Raw genomic sequence first — 22,490 nt, 5'->3', positions numbered from 1 at the left:
TTACACATCAATGAATACATCTACTACCCCTACTGCCCTTGGCTCGATGCGACTGTGCTTCTATGGTGCAGGCTCGATGGCTGAAGCAATCGTACGCGGTCTGATTGGCCAAGGGCTGACAGCGCCTAACCAGATCGGAATGTTGAATCGGCAAAATGCAGAGCGTTTGTCCGAGCTGAATGACCGCTACGGCGTCGAAACGGCTGGCGACGATGCATCGAAGCAGGACATGATTCGCAAGGCAGACATCATCTTCCTCGCGCCGAAGCCTAAGGATGCAGCTGGCGTTCTCGAGCAGCTGCGTGATGTGCTCTCCCCTAACCAGCTTATTGTCAGTGTCATTGCCGGATTGTCGATCCGCACGATCGAGCAGTTGCTTGGACGCCCGATGGCTATCGTACGCACGATGCCGAATACGTCCAGCACGATTGGTCTTGGCGCAACGGGCATCAGCTACTCGGAATCTGTGACCGCTGAACAGCGGACGATCTCTGAAGCAATGTTTCAAGCTGTTGGTCTGACAACTGTTGTCGATGAGCCGCTTCTTGATGTTGTTACTGGCGTATCCGGCAGCGGACCTGCTTACATCTATTACATGATGGAGTCGATGATTGCAGGAGGCGTTAAACTTGGTCTAACGGCTGAAGCTGCGCGTGAGCTGACCGTACAGACCGTGTTAGGCGCTGCCGAAATGGTGCGTATAACAGGCGAGCAGCCTGCTGACCTTCGCCGTAAGGTGACGTCGCCGAATGGCACAACGCAAGCTGCGATTGAAACGCTGAATGCACATCAGTTCTCGACTGGCGTTGAACGTGCGGTTGCACGTGCAGCTGAACGTGCTGGCGAGCTAGGCGCTGATATTGAGCGGAGCGCATTGAAGTGAGTCCTGCATCGCAACATATCGATGCTGCGACTTTGACCGACAATCATAAATCAGAATAAACGAAATAAGCCTCCGATAATTCGGAGGCTTATTTCTTATAGAGGCTATTCTGATCACATTACGCAGACGCCGATACTGCCTTCTGCCGCTTGCACTCTTTGTTCCGGCAATGCCCGAAGTGTCCGATGAAATCAAGACGGTGATCCGTTACATGGAACCCGTATTCACGCTCCAGCCGTTCTTCAAGCTCCAGCAGCCAATCGTCCTTGATCTCCTTCAACGCACCGCAAGTATGACAAATGAGATGATGATGCATATGCTCATGATCTTCGCTGCGCAGATCAAACCGAGCGCTGCCGTCACCGAAGTTCATCTTCTCAACAATGTGCAGCTCCGTCAGAAGCTCCAGCGTCCGATAAACCGTTGCAAGACCAATCTCAGGATACCGAGCTTTAACAAGCATAAATACTTCCTCTGCGCTCAAATGATCCTGTTCGTTCTCAAGCAGAATGCGGAGTGTAATTTCACGCTGAACCGTTAGCTTGTAGCCTTTGGCGGTCATCTGCCGATTTATTTTCTCTATTTCTGCATCAATAGCCAGCATAGCGACACACCCTTCCTACCTTCTCATAATCCGATCTGAAAAGGTTTCCTTTTAGAATAATTATAATCTAATCGTAATACAAATGACAGCTAGATGCAATTGAAAGTTCTGACTGTACTAGGAACGGCCGCCTCTAAACTTCTGCGAATGAGCGCGCGCTTCATCCGCGTTCGTTACCCGATTACGGCTCCATTCGAGCAAAATACGGTCGATATAGCGGAAGTGCAGCTTACCTGCGAACACAGCTTCCTTCAGCGCGAAGCGGATAATATCATCGGAATACCGATCCTGATCGAGCCAAGCTGCGATCGTCTCACATTCCATTGGCGACAATGGACGACCGAATTCCTGCTCGAATGTACTGAACAGATTATCTTCCGCCGGCACAACAACAGCCAGTCCCTCCGCGACAGCAGCAGTTGACGCCGCGGCCTGACGATTCGCCATCGATGCAGCAGCACCGGCTTCCCGTTTCATCGCCGCAGCCTGCTGGCCTGCGCGCAGCAGCCAGCTTGTCCAATCGTAGCGTTCGGATCGAATGTCTGTCATCGGATCGGCATCCTCTTCGATCATCAGCATGCCATCCTTCATCAGCTTCCGAAGGGAATATACGACTTCTGTAACTGGCTTGCCCATTCTCTCGGCTAATTGCTCAGGTGTCGGGAACCCGACCCCTTCCGCATCGCGAAACGCCATCAACTGAAACAGCAGCAGCACATCGCTTTCTTCCAGCCCAAGCGAACTGTACGTGCGGAGCAAAACGGAGGGGATAAATACCCCTCCGCTGTTCATTGCATCACTTATACCTCTTGCATAAGCTTTCCATATCTCGTCTTTCAACCGTGTCCCTCCCAAGGTGAAATGGCTGATGTTAAGGATACAAACGGTATAGCGTTCGCGGGAACGCGATCGTCTCTCTTACATGCTCTAAGCCACAAATCCATGCGACCGTCCGCTCAAGACCAAGCCCGAAACCGGAATGCGGAACCGTGCCATAACGGCGCAAATCCATGTACCAAGCGTAAGCTTCCTCAGACAACTCGTGCTCTTGGAACCGCTGCGCCATCAGCTCAGGATCATCAATCCGCTGCGATCCGCCAATAATCTCGCCATAGCCTTCCGGAGCAATCATGTCGGCGCACAGAACCACTTCCGGCCGCGTTGGGTCAGGCTTCATATAGAATGCCTTAAACGACGCCGGATAATGGGTAATAAATACTGGGCGATCGTATTTCTCGGCAATTGCCGTCTCGTGCGGTGCACCAAAGTCTTCGCCCCAAGGCAGGTCGAATCCTTCTTTATGCAGCAGTTCAATAGCTTCGTCATACGTAATCCGCGGGAATGGCGCTTGCACCTGCTCAAGCTTCGATACATCGCGTCCGATCGTCTCAAGCTCTGTGCGGCAGTTCGACACGACCGATTGCACGACGAATGAGATGAATTGTTCCTGTACTTGCAGGTTCTGCTCATGATCTACGAACGCCATCTCCGGCTCAATCATCCAGAACTCGATCAAGTGGCGGCGCGTCTTGGATTTCTCAGCGCGGAAAGTTGGTCCGAACGAGTATACTTTCCCAAGCGCCATAGCCGCCGCTTCCATGTATAGTTGACCGCTCTGAGTCAAATAAGCATCTTCATCGAAATATTTGGTATGGAACAAGTTCGTTGTTCCTTCGCAAGAGGACGGTGTCAGCACCGGCGGATCAACGAGCGTAAAACCGCGCTCATCGAAAAACTGTTGAATGGCGCGAATGATTTGTGCCCGCACGACCATTATCGCACGCTGCTTCGGCGAACGAAGCCACAGATGGCGGCGGTCCATCAAGAAGTCGATGCCATGCTCTTTGGGCGTAATCGGATAATCTTCCGTTATTTGAATCGTCTCGATTCCTGTCACGGTCAGCTCATAACCGGACTGACTGCGCGGTTCCTCGCGAACAATCCCCGTCACATACAGCGAGCTTTCCTGCGTCAGCTTCTGCGCCGCAGCCCAAGTTTCTTCATTCACCTCGCTCTTCGCAAGCACGCCTTGAATAAAGCCGGAACCATCGCGAAGCTTGAGAAACTGGATCTTACCGCTCGACCGTTTGCCTTGCAGCCAACTGCCGATCACAACCGTCTCGCCGACCTTGCCTGCAACATCCCTGATGGCCGTCAAGTTGCTCGTTTGCATACAACCGCCCTCTTCCTCGAATAAAATAGCATTTCTAGCAACGCTCTACTTTCTATATTTACCGCGTTATTGATTAATTATAATCGGATGACTCGCGAATAATTGCATATGTATCTCTAGCGATAAGAAGCTCCTCGTTCGTAGGAACGACAAGCACGGTAATACGTGAGTTGTCCGTCGAGATACGACGCGTCTCCTTGCTCCGCTCGCTGTTGCGCGCCTCGTCGAGTTCAACGCCCAAGAACGTTAGTCCTTCGCACACGGCCTTTCGGAGCACAACCGAATTCTCCCCTACGCCCGCTGTAAAAATAATCGTATCCAAGCCGTTCATCGCCGCAGCATATGCGCCGATATATTTGCGAATCCGATAGGTGTACATATCAAAAGCTAGCTTTGCATTCTTGTCGCCATCATTCATAGCATCCGTAATTTCTCGCATGTCGCTGGACAAACCGCTGATCGCTTGAAGTCCGCTGTGCTTATTAAGCATCGAGTTCACTTCGCTAACGCTTAGATCCTCTTTATTCATCACATAAGGAACGACGGCAGGGTCTAAGTCGCCGCTGCGCGTTCCCATCATGAGACCTTCCAGCGGTGTCATCCCCATGCTCGTATCGAACGACTTGCCGTCTTTAATGGCTGTACAGCTCGCACCGTTGCCGATATGGCACGATACCATGCTAAGCGATGACAGCGGCTTGTTCAAGAAGTCGGCAGCCTGCTGGCTGACATAGGCATGCGAAGTACCATGGAAGCCATAGCGACGAACCTTATGGCGACGATACAGCACCATCGGAATAGCATACAAATACGATTGCTGCGGCATCGTCTGGTGGAATGCCGTATCGAAGACGACCACCTGCGGCACATCCGAGAGGTTCTCTTCCACTGCGAGAATGCCCATCATGTGAGCCGGATTATGCAATGGCGCCAGATCGAACAGCTTGCGAATCTCAGCTTTCACATCGCCCGTAACCAGAGCCGATTCCTTAAACGATTCACCGCCGTGCACAACGCGATGTCCAACTGCGTGAATCTCATCTATACGGCTGATGACGCCATGCTTGGCATCCGTCAGCAGATCAAGCACACGGCGGACTGCCGTCGTATGCTCTAGAATTTCACTTACGCTCTTCACTTCCGGCTTGCCAGCCGGTTCATGCGTTACGATCGAAGAATCCATCCCGATTCGTTCGACACGTCCGCTGGCGAGTACGGATTCATCCGTCATATTATACAGCTGATATTTGAGCGACGAGCTGCCTGCGTTGATTACGAGTACTTTCATGTCCGATCGCCGTCCTTATCGTATTTGAAGAAGCCAATGCCCGTTTTGACACCTAAGTGGCCAGCCCGAACCATCTTCTTAAGCACGATCGACGGACGGTATTTGAGCTCGCCATATTCACGGAACATCCGCTCAAGCGCAGCCAATACAGAGTCCAAGCCGAAACGGTCTGCCATCTCGAAAGGACCATATTGGAACGAGTAGCCGATGCGCATCGCGCTGTCGATGTCATCTACCGACGCGACGCCTTCTTCCAGTACATGCAGCGCTTCATTGATGAACAAACAGATAAGACGAGTTGTGACGAAACCTGGAGACTCGAACACCATGACGCCCTTCTTGTTCGTCACGACTTCGATGAATTGCTTCGTACGTTCGAACGTTTCGTCCGACGTCTGCAGGCCGCGCACAATTTCGACAAGGTCGATTTTGTAAACAGGATAAACGAAATGCATACCAATTACACGTTCCGGACGAGCTGTAACGCTTGCAAGCTCTGTTAAGCTCAAAGTAGACGTATTGCTTGCGATAACAACTTCTGGACCGCATACGCGATCGAGTTCTTCGAAGATCACTTTCTTCGCTTCCAGATCTTCCGTAATCGTCTCGATGACGAATTCGCACTGCGCGAGCTCTTCGATCCGATTCATCGGATGAAGGCGGTTCAGTATCTGCTTCTTCTCTGACTGTGTCAGCGCCCACTTCTCGATCTGTTTATCTAAACTGAGTTCAATTTGCGTAATCCCTGCCGCCAGCTTGTCATCCGACTGATCGAGCAAATAAACATCGAGCCCTTTGAAGGCAAGCATCTCTGCGATGCCCTGTCCCATTGTACCGATTCCGATAACGCCTGCTTTACGTACTGTCAAATCCGTCTCCTCCGCTCCAGCTGCTGTACTAGTCCGCAATGCATGTCTGTTTCACGCTCGTAAACCCAATTGCCCTATAAGTACAGATCTATCTATATATAGCTACATTATAACTTTTTTTAATGCAAATAAGAAGGCAGACGGAATGTCTGCCTTCATTTTGTCATACTTGTTTATACGGCTGCGGCTGGCACAGCTTTACGAAGCAAATCGCGGAACCTACTGCCGTCAACCACTTCTTCGCGAATGAGAATATCGAGCGCATATTCAAACGCAGGGATCTGCTCTTGCAGCATCGATTTGGTTTGCTTCAGCAAATCATCAAGCATGCCGGAAGCAAGCGTTGATAGCTTCTCTGGCGTCAGCATGCCTGGATCGATAATGCCGAGCTCTGTAAGACCGCATTCCGCCATCGTGCGAACCATATTGATTGCTTGATCAAAGTCGCCTTTCGAACCCGTGCTGCGGTTGCCGTAAAAGATTTCTTCTGCAGCGGCGCCGCCAAGCGCGATTCGAATTTGACCTTCAAGATAATCCTTCGTGTACAAATAACGTTCACGCTGCGGCTGATGGCGCACATAACCGAGCGCTTGACCGCGTGGCGATAACGTTACGTTCGCAACGCTGCCCGGTGCGACAAGCTCTGCAACAATCGCATGGCCCAGCTCATGCCGCGCAACGCGTTCCCGTTCCTCTCCCGTCGTCTCGCGATCCGTCTTCTCGCCCATCATCACTTTATCGATTGCACTCGTAAGGTGCGAGCGGCCAATCTGATCGGAGTTATCACGCATCGCATAGATCGCTGCTTCATTCATCACGCTCTCCAGCTGCGCGCCGGAGAAGCCGAAGGTTTCAGTTGCCGTACGATCAAGCAGATCAGCGGATTCCAATGGTTTATTTTTCGCATGAATTTGCAAAATATGCAGACGGCCTTTCACATCCGGCAGCTCGACGCCAATATGACGGTCGAAACGACCTGGACGAAGCAGTGCAGGGTCAAGCATTTCTTTACGGTTCGTTGCTGCCATAATGAGAATACGCGGCATCTCGGACGTATGAATGCCATCCATCTCCGTCAGCAGCTGATTGAGCGTCTGATCATATTCACGCTGCTGCCCGCCATCCCTTTTGCCGCCGATAACATCAATCTCATCGATAAAAATAACCGCAGCAGCTTTGTTTGCTTTAGCTGCTTTCTTGCGTGCCTCTGAGAACAAATCACGGATACGGCTTGCGCCGACACCGACATACATCTCGACGAACTCCGAACCCGATGCAGCAAGGAATACAGAATCCGTATATTGAGCAGCTGCTTTCGCAAGCAGCGTCTTGCCTGTACCTGGAGGGCCCGTCAGCAAGATCCCTTTCAGCGGACGGATGCCAAGTCGTGCTATTTCTTCTTTCTTCACTAGAAAATCAAGGGCTTCAATGAGCTCGCGTTTCGCCCGTTCTTGGCCGCCGATTTGCTCAAAGGTCAGCGCTTGTACCGATGATGCTTTCTTAGCCTGCGCACCGCGCGATGAAGCTGCAAGCGGCCCTTGCCCTCGCATCTTCGCTGCATACATCAGCCCGCCCACGATGCCTGCCACAATAGCAAGCGGAAGCAAATTAACACCTCTATACAATAGGAACACAATAAGGGACACAGCAGCGCCGATCCCCATCTCCAACTTATAATTTCGAAGCATTGTTCCACACCTCCATTGTTGCCGGCGTACGCGGCAGGATGATGTATTTCACAGCCTCTCCTTTATGAAGCGTTACATATACGTTCGTATCATCCATCTCCGTGTTCACCGTCAGTCCCGCATTCTCCGCGGCCAACTTATCAAGCGCCGCTGGAATTTGCGAGTACGTCTTCGTCTCCATCGCTTGCGCGACATCAAACAATACCGTCGACCACAGCTTGTCCAATTCGTCACTGCTTACTGCCCCTGATACATCAAGCTTCAACTCGCGGCCTTTCAGTACAGAAGCGCCATCATTCGTCAGTTGATCATAAACCGATCGCAGATTTGCTCCTTCATCAAGCGTCAGCGAAACTTTCGCTGCACCATTATCGAAACTCGAAGTCGAATCAACGACATCCGGAAGCTTGTTAATTGCTTTCTCCAGCGGTCCCTTGACCGCGAACTGATCATACGTATACCAGCCTCCGAACAACAAGCCAACACCGACCACAACCGACACAAGTGCAGGTATCCATCGAATTCGCATCGTACGACCTCCTATATATAAATCAATAAATGAATCATGCTCAACCAGTCGACCATAAGTCCCGCAACATCAATCTGTCAATGATTCGTTTGCCTCATTTGCTATACGTTGAGTATATCACAACTGATATACGAATGAGCGGTGTAATAAAAGGAAACGCCGCCAGGCATATGCGCAGGCGGCGTTATTCATATCGAATATACATCTTATTGAGCCAATTGCTTGGCTGGCAGCTTCAGCGTATTAATGAACGTTCCATTCTCGAAGTTATAGAAGGCATACTCGTACTTCTGCTCTCCGCTTTCGCTGCGGCTGTAGAAAACTTCCCACACACGTTGACCGTCTACAATGCCTGGCCGGACATGTTTAATGCTGGCGTCAGGCTTGTTCTGCAGCAGCGAATCGCGAATTTGCTGTTCGTTGACTGCATTAGCTGCAGGTACGGTTTCCGTTCCATTGTCACGGAGCCAGACATAGAGATCCTGACCATCTGCAGCCTTGCCTTCGACAACCCATACCGACTCATCCCAGACATATTTCTCGACGCTGTTCACCTCAGTCAGTGAAGCAGCTTCAATCGCTTGCTGCTCCGCTTTCGCTTCAGCCGACCATATTCCTTTGAAGATCGTGTTGTACCACATACCGAGCCCTGCAATGATTGCAAGCAGAAGAACAAGCGAGAGCGCTGTCCACCGCTTCGGGTTCATGAAAGGCGCACGCTTCTTTCTCGTTGCGCGCATCGATTACAACAGCCTTTCGAATGCAGCTTGAGCTTCCCGATAGATCCGCTCTTCATCCAGCGTCAAACACTCGCCTTTACGAACGATTTGCTTGCCGTCGATCCAGACGTGCACAACGTCGCTGCCCGATCCAGAATAAACGAGATGCGAGATAATATCCGTCAATGGGAAGAAATGCGGCTTATTCAGATCAAGCGCAATAATATCAGCCTTCTTGCCAGCTTCAAGGCTGCCGATCGAAGACTCCTGCCAGATCGCGCGCGCGCCGTAGATCGTACCGAGCTTCAATGCTTCAATTGCAGGCACAGCCGTCGGATCGCCGGATACCCCTTTATGGATTAATCCTGCAAGGCGGATTTCATCAAACGTACTTAAGTTGTTGTTGCTTGCTGCGCCGTCCGTACCAAGCGATACCGTTACACCCGCACGAAGGAGGTCTGGCACGCGCGCTACGCCGCTTGCCAACTTCAAATTGCTCGCCGCATTGTGCGAGATTGCGACGCCACGATCAGCAAGCAATGCAATTTCCTCATCGTTTAGATGAACAGCATGCGCGAGAAGCGTCGGACGTCCGAACATACCCAATTTATCGAGATGTTCTACAGGTCTTACGCCATAATCGCGTACGTTTTGTTCAACCTCTGCCGCCGTCTCCGACATATGTGTATGAATCGGTACATTCAGATCATGCGAAGCTTGAACGAACCGTTCAATGAAATCCGGTCCGCATGTATAAGGGGCGTGCGGCGACAGCATCGTACGAATGCGTCCGTCTGCCTTGCCTTCCCAGTCACGTACGAAGCCGCAAGCTTCACCGAATTTCGCATCCAGTTCTTCCGGCGAACCGAATCCGATAACGCCGCGAGCGAGAACGCCGCGAAGGCCGGATTGCTCCACAACGCCAGCAATAATGTGAGTACGATCGTACATGTCAACGAAAGCGGTCGTACCTGTCTTCAACATTTCAAGCTGAGCAAGCGCCGATCCCCAATGCGCCGAATTATCGTCGAACTTCGCTTCGAGCGGCCAAATTTTATCCTGCAGCCATGTCTGCAGAACCATATCGTCCGCAAAACCGCGAAGCAGCGTCATTGGCGTATGGCCATGCGTATTGATCAGACCTGGCATAAAGACGAGCCCTTCGCCGTTCACAAGTTCCGTTCCTTCGGATACTTGCGGCTCCTGCTCCCCTATGTAAGCGATGCGATCATCGATAACATGCAGATAACCGCGAACTACTGGCTGTGCATCGTTCATCGTAACGAACAAGCCGTTCTTAATCAGCCATTCACTCATCGCGTTCTAACCTCTCTTTTTCAATGTAATAAGCCAAGCTTAACAGCTCGGTCGTGAAATTCGCATGATGGATCCTTACATCCTCAGGTACCTTAAGAATGGCAGGCGCAAAGTTTAGTATGCCGTCAATGCCGGATGCTACCAGCTCATTGGCAACATTCTGCGCTTCGCTAGCCGGTACCGTAATAATGCCAATCCGAATATGCTGATCTTGAATGCTCGATCGAAGCGCCTCCATCGGCTGAACGGTAAGACCGTTGATCTTCGTGCCGATCTTAGATGGACTAGCATCGAATACAGCTGTAATCTGGACGTTATCCTTCAAATACGTATTATAATTGCAGAGCGCATGTCCGAGATTGCCTGCACCGATCAGAGCCGCATAATGCGTCGTATCGAGATTCAAGATTTGACGGATCTTCTCGATCAAATAATTAACGTCGTAACCGATTCCCTTGCGCCCGAATTCGCCGAAATAAGCGAGGTCCTTGCGGATTTGCGCCGGGTTCAAGTCCAGCTTCTGGCCGAGCTCCTGCGAGGATACGGTCTGCACCTCGCGGATGCTCAGCTCATTCAGCACCTGCAAATAAATCGGAAGCCGTCTAACGACCGCCTCCGATATTTTCAACTGCTGTTTCATGACTGCACCCCTTCCTGCTCGGTTCCCAGCCACTGCTGCATACGCGGAACAATCTGCTCCGTGTGCATATGCTCAATCTTCGGACCAGGCAACGAGTACAGAAAATATTTGCCATAATACGTTTCCAATACACGCGTATCATAGATAAGTACGATTCCGCGATCTTTAGCAGAGCGTACAAGCCGTCCAAACCCTTGTTTGAAACGGATAACCGCCTGCGGTATCGACAGCTTCATGAACGGATTCTGCTTCTGCGCCAACAACATCTCGGACTTCGCCTCCACGAGCGGGTGGTTAGGCGGTTGGAATGGAAGTCGTACGATGGCTAGACAGGTTAATGCATCGCCCGGTATATCTACGCCTTCCCAGAAGCTGCTCGTACCGAGCAGCACCGAAGCGCTCTGCTGCCGGAATCTCCGGGTCAGCTTGCTTCGATTGCTGCTGTCGATCCCTTGACCAAGCACTTGAATCTGATGCTGCTCAAGCGCCTCCTTAAGCGGATCATAGACCTGCCGCAGCATCCGATACGAGGTGAACAGCACCAACATTCGGCCTCCGAGCAGTACTGCGGAATCCGCCAAGGACTTTACAAGTAAGTCTACAAATTGCGGATCGCCGCCTGCGCCTTTCAACTGCGGGAAGTTGCGCGGAATGATGACGAGCGCCTGCTCGCGATAGTTAAATGGCGACGGCAGCTGAACGGTCGTCAACCGCCCTGCCTCCTCCATGCCGATCAAGCCGAGCTGTTCGCTTGCATATTGGAACGACTTCTGCACCGATAAGGTTGCGGATGTCAGAATAACGCTCTTCTTCGCTTCGAACAAATGCGTACGCAGCTGCTCGCTGACGTCGGCTGGAACTGCGTTCAATTGCAGCGATTTCGCTTTAAATTGTGCTGTCGCTTCCATCCAGTATACCGTATCTCGCTTATCTGCGCGAACGAATACCCGCATATCGTCACGTATGCGCGCCAAATCTTTGACCGCACCGTTCAGATCCGTGACCATGTTAACGATTGGCGTATCGTCGATTTTCTCTTTGATGTCGTTAAGCGTCTTCTCAAGCGTCCGAACAGCCTTATTGAGATCTGCATAAATGATGTTCTCCGTATCGGCGATCGTCGACCAGCCGGTTGGATGCTCATTCGGACGAATCCGAAATACCGATTGGCCGTTCTCCGTCTGAGTTGCTGGCGCTCCGCCTGTCGCTCCCATTAATGTATACATGAGCTCGAACATCTTGTCCCAATCTTCCCGGATGCTGGTGAATGATTTGCCCAGTTCATCTAGCGTTTCAATCCATGCAGGCACGCCTGACTCCGATTCGCCATGCAGCATCGCAATCAATTGGCTTAACAGACCGCCGCCGCGGCTGTCCTTTATTAATCGGTTAAACGGATGCACCAATGAAAAATAAGATAATTGCAACCCCAGGTGCTTGCTCGCTACTTCCTCCAGATGATGCGCCTCGTCAACGACGAGATGCTCATACCCAGGCAGAAGTCGATGCTCTGCTTGAATATCCGTGAAGACAAGCGAATGGTTCGTGATGACGACATCCGCAATATTCGCTTCATGTTTCGCCCGATGATAGAAGCAGCGTTTGAACCAAGGACAAGCTCGGTTAAGACAGGAATCAGCATCGCTTGCTACGGTTTCCCAGAACTCCCCGCCTTTGTTGCCGAAGTTCAATTCCTCTTGATCTCCTGTACCCGTCTCGCCCAGCCATATAATCATCTGCGCTGCGGTCATGAGATCTTCATTCGGAGATACATACTCCCGCATCCGCAGCTTCGTGTCAAACTTACGCAGGCAGATGTAGTTGCCCCGCCCCTTGAATATCGCTGCCCGGAACGGGAATGGCGCAACCTCTTGCAACAACGGGATATCCCGCTGGCGCAGCTGCTCTTGCAAGTTGATCGTGTGCGTACTGACGACGATCTTCTTGTTCTCCTTCACGCCGTAAAATAACGATGGCAGCAAGTAGCCGAGCGACTTGCCTGTTCCTGTACCTGCTTCAATGAGCAAATGCCGTTCATTATCGAGCGCCTTATGCACCTCATCGAACATGATCGACTGTGCTTCGCGTTCTTCATAATCGTTCATCATCGCTCGGAATCTGTCACGCACACCATCCATAAATTGCTCGAACGTCATTTTGCTGATCGCTTCTTCATCCATATCTTCCCGGGCTGGTTGAAGCTCTGCCCAGTCTGAAGTTTTCATTGCAAGCTGATTGAAGTACACATGCGACTGAAGGTCGAGCGATGTCTCACGTTCCTTCTCCTGAAGAGTCGTCTGAATGAGCCAGCTTAGATCGTCATAGCCGTTGAATAGCTCCCCCAGCCGCTGCAGACTAAGCAGCGGAAGCTCCTGCAGCTTGTGCATGCATGCAGCGAACAACAGCGATGTTGCTTCCGCATCGCTGTCTGCCTGATGCGCCCGCTCATGCGTTATGCCGAATGCCTCTGAGACAGCGCCCAGTTGGTACGACGGCAGAGTCGGATACAACATGCGAAGCATATCGACCGTATCAAGCCTGCGGCCTGTAAAAGGGCTATAACCGCAGCGATCAAGCTCGCGGTTTAAGAAGTGGGCGTCGAACCCGACATTATGCGCCACAAGGATTGCGTCTCCGAGCAGCTTGACGACCTCAGGCAGTACATCCTCCAATACAGGGGCATCTTTCACCATTTCATCCGTAATGCCGGTGAGGCCTGTAATGAACGAAGGTATCGCTTTTCCTGGTCGCACGAAGGAGCTGAACGTATCTGCTACGCTCAGCTCCTCGTTTAGCACGACGATGCCGATTTGAATAATCTCATCGTCGGCTTGATGGCCTGTCGTTTCCAAATCGAGTATGGCAAATCTCATCCGCGTTCCAAGTCCTCTCCTAACTCTCCTAACGAATCAGCTCTGCGCTTCCGAATCGAAGCGACAATGAACCGTTTCGTTCCTTGCAGCATTTTAAATTCATTAATGAATCAGCAAAGCTGGGATCCGCTTCATGCGCTTTTAGAAAAAACTGCTCTGCAAGTTCCAAATTCATATGCACCGCTTGAATGCACCCGAGAGCATTATAACCGATTGCGCGCCATTTGGCATGGTCCGTGAGTGATATTAGAATCTGGAAATGCTGTTCTGCATCAACCCAACGCTGCATGTGCATAAGGGTCATGGCCATGAATAGATGGGCGAGCTGGCACTCTGGCGAAAGGTTAATCGCTTTATGAAGCTCATCCGCTGCATGACTGAACATGTGAAGCTTGAAGTAACCTTGCCCTCTCGAAATGAAAACAGCGGTATCGGACGGGAAGTTCCATTGTTCCAGCTCTTTGGCGGCTCCAGACGGCGCGGACACTTGCTGAGTCGCTGCCTGTTCCGCTTGCGAAGCTTGAACCTCCTTGGAGGCGGCAGCAGCCGTAGCCGTGTAAGGCGGTGTCTGCTTCGTGACCGGCATGGATGGCTGTTCCTTCAGATCATCATAAAAGTCAGCAAGCTTCTCTTCGAACAACAGCCAATGCTCGACAATGGAATCGCTCATTGCTTTCAGAACATCCAGCTGCTTGTTCAAATGGTCACGCTTGGCGCCATTAACCCGCGGATACAGCTGCTTAATTTCGTCCAACTTGTCGTTCATCGTCGCGAACAGATGCGCAAACATAACGGCACCCGCCTTTACGTAAGAATGAGTGTAGAACGATACCGGTCGATGGTAAATGGATAAGGCCAACTTGATTGACCGGCCTTTAAACTCATTCTTTGTTGCGGGAGCTCATTTCATACCGCAACCCAGCCTTTACACAGCGCTGGCAGCGCATCGTGTTACAGAATGACGGAGTGAATTTCTTGATCCAGCGATTGAAGCTGCTCATTATTCTCGTCAAGGATAACAATTGTTGGCTTATAACGGCGTGCTTCCTCTTCTGTCATCATGGCATAAGAAATAATAATGACTTTATCTCCAGGCTGAACCAGGCGAGCCGCTGCGCCATTCAAGCAAATAACGCCAGAACCTCTAGGTCCTTTAATTACATAAGTCTCCAGACGTGCGCCATTGTTATTGTTCACGATCTGTACTTTCTCATTTTCCCACAAATTACCGGCATCCATCAAATCCTCATCGATCGTAATGCTGCCGACATAATTGAGGTTGGCCTCCGTAACCGTCGCGCGGTGCAGCTTCGATTTCATCATCGTTCTAAACATCGATTGTCACCTCCGAAAAGCTCAAAATCCGGTTGTCGATCAGGCGTGTGCGTCCGAATTTCACCGCGACCGCCAGCAGCAGTTCGCCATGTATATCAGCAAGCAGCTCTGTTGGCGCAAGCGGCGTCAGGTTCGGATAGGCAAGCAGCTCGACATAATCAATAGTTGCCAGCGGCGACTGGCGAATATGGTTAGACACCTCATCGATTAAGCCTTGAACGGTCATCGTTGCTGTCTCACCGATCTCCTTCGCTTTCGCTAGAGACCGGGATAGGACAAGCGCTTGTGAACGCTCCTCCGCGCTTAGATATACGTTGCGCGAGCTAAGGGCCAAGCCATCTGGCTCCCGTACGATATCGCATGGAACAATCTTAATTGGCATATCTAGATCGTCGGTCATCCGGCGAATGACCGCAACCTGCTGTGCATCTTTCATTCCGAAATACGCGCGTTGCGGCTGGACGAGATTGAACAGCTTGCTGACGACAACACCAACGCCGTCAAAGTGGCCCGGACGCGATGCGCCGCACAACCGATCTGTAACGATATCAACCGTAAGACGCGTAAGCGGCTTCGACGGATACATCTCTTCTACCGTTGGCAGAAATGCAATATCTGCGCCATTCTCTTCTGCTAGCGCCAAGTCACGTTGTTCATCACGCGGATAGCGGTCAAAGTCTTCATTAGGACCGAATTGGAGCGGATTTACGAAGATGCTGAGCACCGTAATATCGCATTCCGCTACCGAGCGTCGAATAAGACTTGCGTGACCTTCATGCAAATACCCCATCGTCGGAACGAAACCTGTCGTGAGTCCCGGCTGCTGCTTTCTTCGCTCTTCCAGCGCTTGACGCAGCTGCTGTTTCGTACGGCAAATCGTAATCATGTCGTCTGCTTCCTTTCTTGCTTCGTCGATTCATTGTCCGGATTGCTTCCCGAACCATAAAGGTGCGGCAATACAACGGTGCCAGGCTCAAGCTGGAACGTATGCTTTTCTTCTGGAAACGCGCCTGTTTTGACATCCGATACATAGGCGCCAATCGCACTGCGGATCGTCGTGCCGATATCTGCGTACGTCTTCACGAAGCGCTTCTCGCGATAGGGCGATGAATATTGCAATATATCATGAAAAACAAGAACTTGGCCGTCACAACCGCGTCCAGCGCCAATTCCAATCGTCGGAATGGACAGCTCCTTGCTGATTGCTTCTGCAATCGGCTCTGTCACAAGCTCTAATACGATTGCGAATGCGCCGGCAGCCTCGAGAGCTTTAGCATCTCGAAGCAGCTGCTCGGCCTCTTGCTCTAATTTACCTTGAATTTTGTAGCCGCCAATCTGATTGATCGACTGCGGTGTAAGGCCCAGATGTCCCATGACAGGCACTCCGGCGTGTACAAGCGCCTGTACCTCATCTGCGATATCCTCGCCGCCTTCCATCTTCACCGCGTTCGCTAGACCTTCTTGCAGCAGTCTTGCGGCATTCCGAAGCGTTGCTTCCCGTCCAATCCGGTACGTCATAAATGGCATATCCGCAACGACAAAAGTATTAAGCGCCCCTCTGCGAACCGAACGCGTATGGTACACCATGTCGTCAAGCGTCACTGGAATCGTCGTATCGTAACCGAGTACGGCATTGCCAAGTGAATCGCCAACAAGAATGACGTCGATTCCCGCTTCCTCTGCCAATTTGGACGACGGATAGTCGTACGCGGTCAGAACGGTAATCGGATTGCGATCTTGCTTCATTTTCTTCATCTTCGTGATCGTTAACGGTTGTGCCATGATTCGCTTCATCCCCTTTAAAGTATAGGATAAACACAAAAAAACCTTTTAGCCGCGCTAAAAAGGTCCCTAACGATAAAGGAACATGTTACTTAATGCTTCCTTCTGTCTCGGTCCCTAACGGCTCAGAGCAGAGTGCGCAGTTGCCTTACTGTGCGTGTTCGAAAAGTTCGGTTGTCAGCATCGAGAAAATTGCGAGAACCTGAACAGCTTATGCTTACGAAGCAGTTATTTGCTCGCAGGTAGTAACACTTGAAGTATCCGCAAATAACTTCAGGAGGAACGGAGTGTAGGCTAACCCTACATGATACAAGGTTTCCAGCGGAAACCTGCATCGGAAGCATAATCCCCGGACTCCGAAGGTGAACGCAAGCTTCGACGTCGAATTAACTTCCTGACTTACTTCGTGATCACAAGCGGACTTTTTGAACTACCTCTTAATGGCAATACTTGGGCTTAACTCCGTACATGATCGCAAGTGCAATTCCAAGCGGATACCGCCTTGCGTACCACGATTATAGCAAATAAATAGGATGGCGTAAATTCTACTCCACACCCACCCAAACCCTCCCTCTCCAAAGAGGGAGGGCCCCAAAGGACTCCGCCCTCTGGACTCCGGGACTCGCATTCTAGTTGCTTTTGGTGCGCGTGCTCGCTTTCGTCCCTGTTCGGGACACGCTTTATGATGGACGGACCTAGGATACGGCGGTTGATGGAGTTTGTGATCGATGCTCGAACCGAAGTGCGTGCTGTTAAGCCGCTTGTCGTCCCTACGGGACACGCTCTTGGTCGATGCTCGACCTGATTAAGGGGCTTCGCCCCTTTGCAACCTCTGTACCCAGACCTAACTTTATAGGCTACGCCCCTGTTGGAACCCACCATTCAGAAAGTGCAATTTCTTGTAAGCGTTAAAAGCGATAGTACCAGCCCTTGTCTATTGTTCCTTCGGTTGTCCCATCTCGCCGGAGAAGACGAGCCGGACCTCTCCGCTGTCCAATTGAAGCTGTATGGCTCCGCTCTCATGCAAACCAATGGCCCGGCCTGACAAATCGCCTTGAGGCGTCTGAATCGTAACGGGCTTATGAAGCGATACGGAGAGTGCCTCCCATAGTGTGCCGATCGGACCGAATCCTTCGTTCAAGTACAAATCATACAACTGCTCCCATTCGAGCATGAAATCAGCAATTACAGTTTCCCGCGAGAATTTGCGACCCGCTTGGATGGATAGTGAAGTGGCCCGTTCCAGCAGCTCCTCCGGGTAATCTGTTGGATCCAAATTCACGCTGATGCCCGTACCGGCGACGATATATTTAATCCGTTCGTCTTCTGCAGCGGACTCCAGAAGAATGCCGCTGATTTTGCGACCATTGATGAGCAGATCATTCGGCCACTTGATGCCAATCTCAAGCTCGGTCGTTCTGCGCAGACTACGGCATAACGCAACTGCTGTAAGAAGCGTCAACTGAGGAGCGCAATGAATCGGCGTGCTCGGACGGAGAACCGTACTCATCCAGATCCCCTTCGTATAGGGCGACACCCATGAGCGTCCCATACGACCGCGGCCGCTTTGCTGCTGCTCCGCAATAACAAGTGCGCCTTCCGGCGCTCCCGCTTCTGCCCAGCGCTGCGCTTCGTTCTGCGTAGAATCGACTTCATTGAACAGCCGTACTTCACGTGCGAACCGCTTCGTCTTCAACAATTCGTTCAGCTTATCGAGCGATAATGGCTCAGGCTTGAATAGAAGCCGATACCCTAGCTTGCGGGATGCTTCAATGACATAGCCCTGCTCCTCCAGCTTGCGAATCTGCTTCCAGACCGCTGTTCGGCTCACGTTAAGCGTTCGGCTAATCGCTTCACCTGACACATATTGTCCCTGCTCTTGATCGAGCAGCTCAAGAATGGTGTTCGCCATCGTTCATCCGTTCCTCTTCCATAGATTGCGCAAGCGTAAGCAGCGCTTCACGCTCATTAGGTACTTCTCCCAAAGCTGTTGCACGCAGCAGCGCATTCAGCAGTTCGCCTGTTCGAGGGCCTGGCTTAAGTCGTAGGCTTGTCCCGAGATCGCCGCCATTAACGGCAAGCTGCCGCACGGTCGTACAAGGCAGCGCGGCTAACTCGCTGGCGAGCAGCTCTAGGGCGTCACGCGATAGCGGTGCTCCGCCAAGCGCACCGTGCGCGTCAGCGTAGACGCGCGCAATGCGCAGCCATGCCTCGGCGGCTTCTGTGCCGAGGCGAAGCACCGCGTCGACCCATTGGACGCGGTGCTGGGGGGTTGGCTGCGATGCAGCCGAAGGCACTAGCAGGGGTTGCGTCGGCTCTTCAGACGCAATCCCTGCTGCTTGAGGCTGCAGAGCAGCTGATGCGGCGTCAAACGGCGCCGGTTGCGATAGTGCCTGCGATGCCAGCTGTGGCATCGCAGGCGCTGTCTCGGCGAGCGGCGAAGCCGCCGCATGCATGAGGACGACCGACCTTATCGACGCTGTGCGGCGAACCGGGAAGCGCAGGCGCTGCAGCGTCTCCTCGGCGTCATCCGGCGATAGACGGAGCGCCAGGAAGACGGCCGCCCAGCGGTCGTCCTTGTTCGGCAGCTGCGTCAGCGCTGCCGTAAGCGGCGGTACGCCGCGATCGCGGGCGCTGCCCGCCTGTGCGAAGCTAGGCGGCAGCGGGTCGCGGGCGAGCGGCAAGAGCCCGCTTGCCGCGAGCCAGGCGGCGGCGCGGTGAGGGCCGGCGCCGCCGACCATTTTGTCAAGCTCGATGCTGATTCGCTCCATCGCCACATACTGCAGCAGGTCGCGATTGCGACGAATGGCGCGCCATGCGCTCAGCGCAATCTTATAACCGAAAGTAGATGCGAATCGGATCGCCCGTATCATACGCAACGCATCCTCGCGGAAGCGTTCATCTGCCACACCTACACACCGAATGACACCCGCTTGGATATCGTTCATTCCACCATACAGATCTATAAGAGAACCATCACTGCGTATCGCCATCGCGTTCATTGTAAAATCCCTGCGAAGCAAGTCGCCATCGAGATTCGGAATGAACGAGACGCCAGAAGGACGGCGATGATCATCATACGCCGCCTCGCTCCGGTAAGTGGTTACTTCATAACTCTGTTCATTAAGCAGTACGGTAACGGTGCCGTGCGCCAGACCGGTCGGAACGGTACGTTCGAAGATCGACATGACCGTCTCCGGCAGCGCCGAAGTGGCGATATCAATATCCGTAAGCGGTCTACCCACGATAACGTCTCGTACGCATCCGCCGACGAATACAGCTTCATATCCGTTCTGACGCAGCGTCTCGAGTACAGACAATGCCTGCTTCATCTCCGCATTGTGGTACGGTCCCGTCATAACCTGCTCCTATTCCGAGCAGACCGGCATCGGAATGTCCACTTCTATGCCAAGCGTCCGATAATAGATCTGTTCATACTGCGCCGTAATCAAGTCATTACAGAATTCCAGACGCGCCCGCTGAATGCAAGCTTCGCGGAACTGTCGGAACATATCAGGATCAGACAGCAGCTTAATCGCGTTCTCCGCCATCGACTTCGTATCGCCAATAGGGGACAAGAAACCTGTCTTCCCATGCGTCACGAGCTCTGGGATGCCGCCAGCCATCGATCCGATCGTTGGCACACCGCAAGCCATTGCTTCGAGTGCGACAAGACCAAAGCTTTCCTTCTCCGAAGGAAGCAGCATTAGATCTGCGATCGAAATAATTTGAGCGACATCATCCTGCTTGCCAAGGAAATGCACCTTGTTCTCCAAGCCCAACTTATTGATCTGGCACTGAGCCTTCGTCAGCTCCGGCCCTTCCCCGACGAGCAGCAGCTTCGTGTCGGGCATTGCCTTCTCCACACGGGCGAACACATCAACAACGTCGCTGATCCGTTTCACCGGACGGAAGTTCGAGATATGCATGAGCAGCTTCTCGCCATTCGGCGCATAGTCCGCCTTCAGCGATTGGCATTCGCGCGGATAATAAATACGTTTGTCTACAAAATTATAGGTCAAATCGATCTCTCTCGTAATGTCGAGAAGCTCGCGCGTTTCGTTAATCAGGTCAGCGGATACAGCTGTTACGCTGTCGCTGCTATTAATCGCAAGACGGATCAAATCCTTCAACGATTCATCCTGTGCCAGGACGGTAATATCCGTGCCATGAAGCGTCGTTACCGTCTTCAGCTGATTGCCGACCATTTGCTTCGCCAGATAGGCGCAAATCGCATGAGGCACTGCATAATGGACATGCAGAAGATCGAGCTCCTGCATCTGCACCACCTGCGCCATTTTGCTAGCGAGCGCTAGATCATATGGCGGATAACGGAACACATAATAATCGTTTACTTCAACTTCATGGTAGAAAATATTTTTATGAAATTTTCCAAGCCGAAACGGTACGCTGTGTGTTATAAAATGGATCTCATGTCCTTTTTCAGCCAGCAGTTTTCCGAGCTCGGTTGCCACGACACCTGAGCCGCCTAGCGACGGGTAACACGTGATGCCGATTTTTAATTTCCTCGTCACGGTTCGCAACTCCCCGGATTACAAATTGTTGTATCCACAGTTATGTTAAATATCCTATGTCATTGCCCTTGGCATCATTCAATAGGACGTTTTAAGTTCGTTATATCTCTAGAATAGGGCCACAGTATGGGGCTTCTTCGTCGTAAACCCTTCCGCATAGGACCAGCCGCGCGCTTGTCCGAGCAAGCGATCGCGTGCTTCAACCCGATCGACATACCCGCCCGTTAGCGGAGTTGCGACACGGTCTTCGCCCTGCGTTACCGCCTCGAATTGAGAACGGTATGCACGAAGCGAATCCAGCTTGCTCTCATACACGTCCGAGACGTCTACCGCAAGCCGTACATCTTCCACATCATTGATATAATAAAAGATAAGCTGTTCGACTGTAACTGCCTCTATATGAGGCAAATAGCGGCGAAGCTTCGCATTGAATACGGCTTCCTCAACAAGCGCGCTGCAGCGATTATGATCAGGATGGCGATCGTTCCAATAAGGAGCGAATACGATACGCGGACGTTGCTTGCGGATTTCGGCCGTAATCGCTTCAACATGACCTTCAGCGCCAAGTCCGCGATCAGGCAGTCCCAGATTCGACCGAACCGTCAATCCAAGAATCTCGGAAGCCGCAGCAGCCTCCTGTCTCCGAAGCTCGACTGTTCCATTCGACGACATCTCCGCTTCCGTGAGGTCGCACATCCCTACGCGATAGCCAGCCTGAATATGCTTAACAATTGTTCCGGACATCCCAATCTCCGCATCGTCGGGATGTGCGCCAAAGATCAAGATGTCGAGCTTGTCCAGTCCGGCTCCTTCTATCTTGCTCATGGCTGCATCGACTCCGGCTTATACTTATGTACGAGCTCTCGCCAAGCAAAATCACCGCGCTCAAGCGCCTTAACAAGCAGCTCGGCCGTCGCAATGTTCGTAGCAACCGGAATGCCTTGCACATCGCAAAGACGCAGAAGGGCAATAATGTCCGGCTCGTGCGGCTGTGCCATGAGCGGATCACGCAGGAATATAATGAAATCCATCGTGTTCTCCGCTACCAATGCACCGATCTGCTGGTCGCCGCCGAGCGGACCCGAACAGAAGCGGTGAATTTGGAGCGACGTATTTTCCATAATCCGCTGACCCGTCGTTCCCGTCGAATAAAGCTGGAAACTTTTGAACACATGCTCGTAAGCTGTTACGAAGTTAACCATTTCCTCTTTCTTGCGATCGTGAGCAATAAAAGCAATATGTAACATAGCTGACG

21 protein-coding genes are annotated in these 22,490 nt (G+C 52.0%); 1 reads left to right on the top strand and 20 read right to left on the bottom strand.

Going from position 1 to position 22,490, the window contains the following annotated elements; all coding sequences use genetic code 11:
• The first annotated feature begins 10 nt into the window (after nt 1-10).
• On the top strand, nt 11-883 hold the full coding sequence (proC, locus tag H8B09_RS08820) for a pyrroline-5-carboxylate reductase (RefSeq protein ID WP_191203141.1): 873 nt from the start codon (nt 11-13) through the stop codon (nt 881-883).
• Between the two features lie 118 nt (nt 884-1,001).
• Here proC and fur read toward each other — a convergent pair whose 3' ends face one another.
• The 20 genes from fur to mgsA all read right to left on the bottom strand — a co-directional run bounded on the left by fur (nt 1,002) and on the right by mgsA (nt 22,482).
• Nucleotides 1,002-1,487, bottom strand: coding sequence for a ferric iron uptake transcriptional regulator (gene fur / locus H8B09_RS08815; protein ID WP_191203140.1), 486 nt, complete (start codon nt 1,485-1,487; stop codon nt 1,002-1,004).
• A 117-nt stretch (nt 1,488-1,604) separates the two neighbouring features.
• Nucleotides 1,605-2,327 (bottom strand): DnaD domain-containing protein, encoded by a 723-nt coding sequence (locus H8B09_RS08810; protein ID WP_191203139.1) that lies wholly within the window; start codon nt 2,325-2,327, stop codon nt 1,605-1,607.
• Between the two features lie 31 nt (nt 2,328-2,358).
• Entirely contained in the window at nt 2,359-3,660 is a 1,302-nt protein-coding gene (gene asnS, locus H8B09_RS08805) for an asparagine--tRNA ligase (RefSeq protein ID WP_191203138.1), read from the bottom strand.
• 73 nt (nt 3,661-3,733) lie between these two features.
• On the bottom strand, nt 3,734-4,948 hold the full coding sequence (locus H8B09_RS08800; protein WP_191203137.1) for an acetate/propionate family kinase: 1,215 nt from the start codon (nt 4,946-4,948) through the stop codon (nt 3,734-3,736).
• Nucleotides 4,945-5,817: a 3-hydroxyacyl-CoA dehydrogenase family protein gene (locus tag H8B09_RS08795; protein WP_191203136.1), complete on the bottom strand. Its 873-nt coding sequence runs from the start codon at nt 5,815-5,817 to the stop codon at nt 4,945-4,947. The genes H8B09_RS08800 and H8B09_RS08795 overlap by 4 nt, the downstream gene beginning before the upstream one ends.
• A gap of 173 nt (nt 5,818-5,990) precedes the next feature.
• On the bottom strand, nt 5,991-7,505 hold the full coding sequence (locus H8B09_RS08790) for an AAA family ATPase (protein WP_191203135.1): 1,515 nt from the start codon (nt 7,503-7,505) through the stop codon (nt 5,991-5,993).
• A complete protein-coding gene (locus H8B09_RS08785; RefSeq protein WP_191203134.1) occupies nt 7,489-8,034 on the bottom strand; it encodes a hypothetical protein in 546 nt (181 codons plus the stop codon). Before H8B09_RS08785 ends, H8B09_RS08790 begins: the two co-directional genes overlap by 17 nt.
• A 206-nt stretch (nt 8,035-8,240) precedes the next feature.
• Complete coding sequence (locus H8B09_RS08780; protein WP_191203133.1) at nt 8,241-8,774, bottom strand: cell wall elongation regulator TseB-like domain-containing protein; 534 nt, start codon at nt 8,772-8,774, stop codon at nt 8,241-8,243.
• Between the two features lie 3 nt (nt 8,775-8,777).
• A complete protein-coding gene (locus tag H8B09_RS08775) occupies nt 8,778-10,070 on the bottom strand; it encodes an amidohydrolase (protein ID WP_191203132.1) in 1,293 nt (430 codons plus the stop codon).
• Complete coding sequence (locus tag H8B09_RS08770; protein ID WP_191203131.1) at nt 10,063-10,710, bottom strand: redox-sensing transcriptional repressor Rex; 648 nt, start codon at nt 10,708-10,710, stop codon at nt 10,063-10,065. Before H8B09_RS08770 ends, H8B09_RS08775 begins: the two co-directional genes overlap by 8 nt.
• Nucleotides 10,707-13,583 carry an ATP-dependent DNA helicase DinG gene (dinG, locus tag H8B09_RS08765; RefSeq protein ID WP_191203130.1) on the bottom strand — a complete coding sequence of 959 codons (2,877 nt, stop codon included), beginning with the start codon at nt 13,581-13,583 and terminating at the stop codon, nt 10,707-10,709. Before dinG ends, H8B09_RS08770 begins: the two co-directional genes overlap by 4 nt.
• Before the next feature lie 28 nt (nt 13,584-13,611).
• Nucleotides 13,612-14,373 carry a tetratricopeptide repeat protein gene (locus H8B09_RS08760; protein ID WP_191203129.1) on the bottom strand — a complete coding sequence of 254 codons (762 nt, stop codon included), beginning with the start codon at nt 14,371-14,373 and terminating at the stop codon, nt 13,612-13,614.
• A gap of 161 nt (nt 14,374-14,534) precedes the next feature.
• Complete coding sequence (gene panD / locus H8B09_RS08755; RefSeq protein WP_191203128.1) at nt 14,535-14,918, bottom strand: aspartate 1-decarboxylase; 384 nt, start codon at nt 14,916-14,918, stop codon at nt 14,535-14,537.
• Entirely contained in the window at nt 14,911-15,801 is an 891-nt protein-coding gene (gene panC / locus H8B09_RS08750; RefSeq protein WP_397376062.1) for a pantoate--beta-alanine ligase, read from the bottom strand. Before panC ends, panD begins: the two co-directional genes overlap by 8 nt.
• Nucleotides 15,801-16,700, bottom strand: coding sequence for a 3-methyl-2-oxobutanoate hydroxymethyltransferase (gene panB, locus H8B09_RS08745; RefSeq protein ID WP_191203126.1), 900 nt, complete (start codon nt 16,698-16,700; stop codon nt 15,801-15,803). Before panB ends, panC begins: the two co-directional genes overlap by 1 nt.
• A gap of 934 nt (nt 16,701-17,634) precedes the next feature.
• Nucleotides 17,635-18,612: a biotin--[acetyl-CoA-carboxylase] ligase gene (locus tag H8B09_RS08740; protein WP_191203125.1), complete on the bottom strand. Its 978-nt coding sequence runs from the start codon at nt 18,610-18,612 to the stop codon at nt 17,635-17,637.
• Nucleotides 18,593-20,059 (bottom strand): CCA tRNA nucleotidyltransferase, encoded by a 1,467-nt coding sequence (locus tag H8B09_RS08735; protein ID WP_191203124.1) that lies wholly within the window; start codon nt 20,057-20,059, stop codon nt 18,593-18,595. Before H8B09_RS08735 ends, H8B09_RS08740 begins: the two co-directional genes overlap by 20 nt.
• 9 nt (nt 20,060-20,068) lie before the next feature.
• Nucleotides 20,069-21,235, bottom strand: a complete 1,167-nt coding sequence (gene bshA / locus H8B09_RS08730) for an N-acetyl-alpha-D-glucosaminyl L-malate synthase BshA (protein WP_191203123.1) — start codon at nt 21,233-21,235, stop codon at nt 20,069-20,071.
• A gap of 108 nt (nt 21,236-21,343) precedes the next feature.
• Nucleotides 21,344-22,060 carry a bacillithiol biosynthesis deacetylase BshB1 gene (gene bshB1, locus H8B09_RS08725; RefSeq protein WP_191203122.1) on the bottom strand — a complete coding sequence of 239 codons (717 nt, stop codon included), beginning with the start codon at nt 22,058-22,060 and terminating at the stop codon, nt 21,344-21,346.
• Nucleotides 22,057-22,482, bottom strand: a complete 426-nt coding sequence (gene mgsA, locus H8B09_RS08720; protein WP_191203121.1) for a methylglyoxal synthase — start codon at nt 22,480-22,482, stop codon at nt 22,057-22,059. The genes bshB1 and mgsA overlap by 4 nt, the downstream gene beginning before the upstream one ends.
• Nucleotides 22,483-22,490 lie beyond the last annotated feature (8 nt).

This window comes from Paenibacillus terricola (genome assembly GCF_014779765.1).
In the GTDB taxonomy this organism is placed as follows: Bacteria; Bacillota; Bacilli; order Paenibacillales; family Paenibacillaceae; genus Paenibacillus_T; species Paenibacillus_T terricola.
Note: the sequence above shows the minus strand (reverse complement) of the source record. Positions and strands in the feature narration are given on the sequence as shown.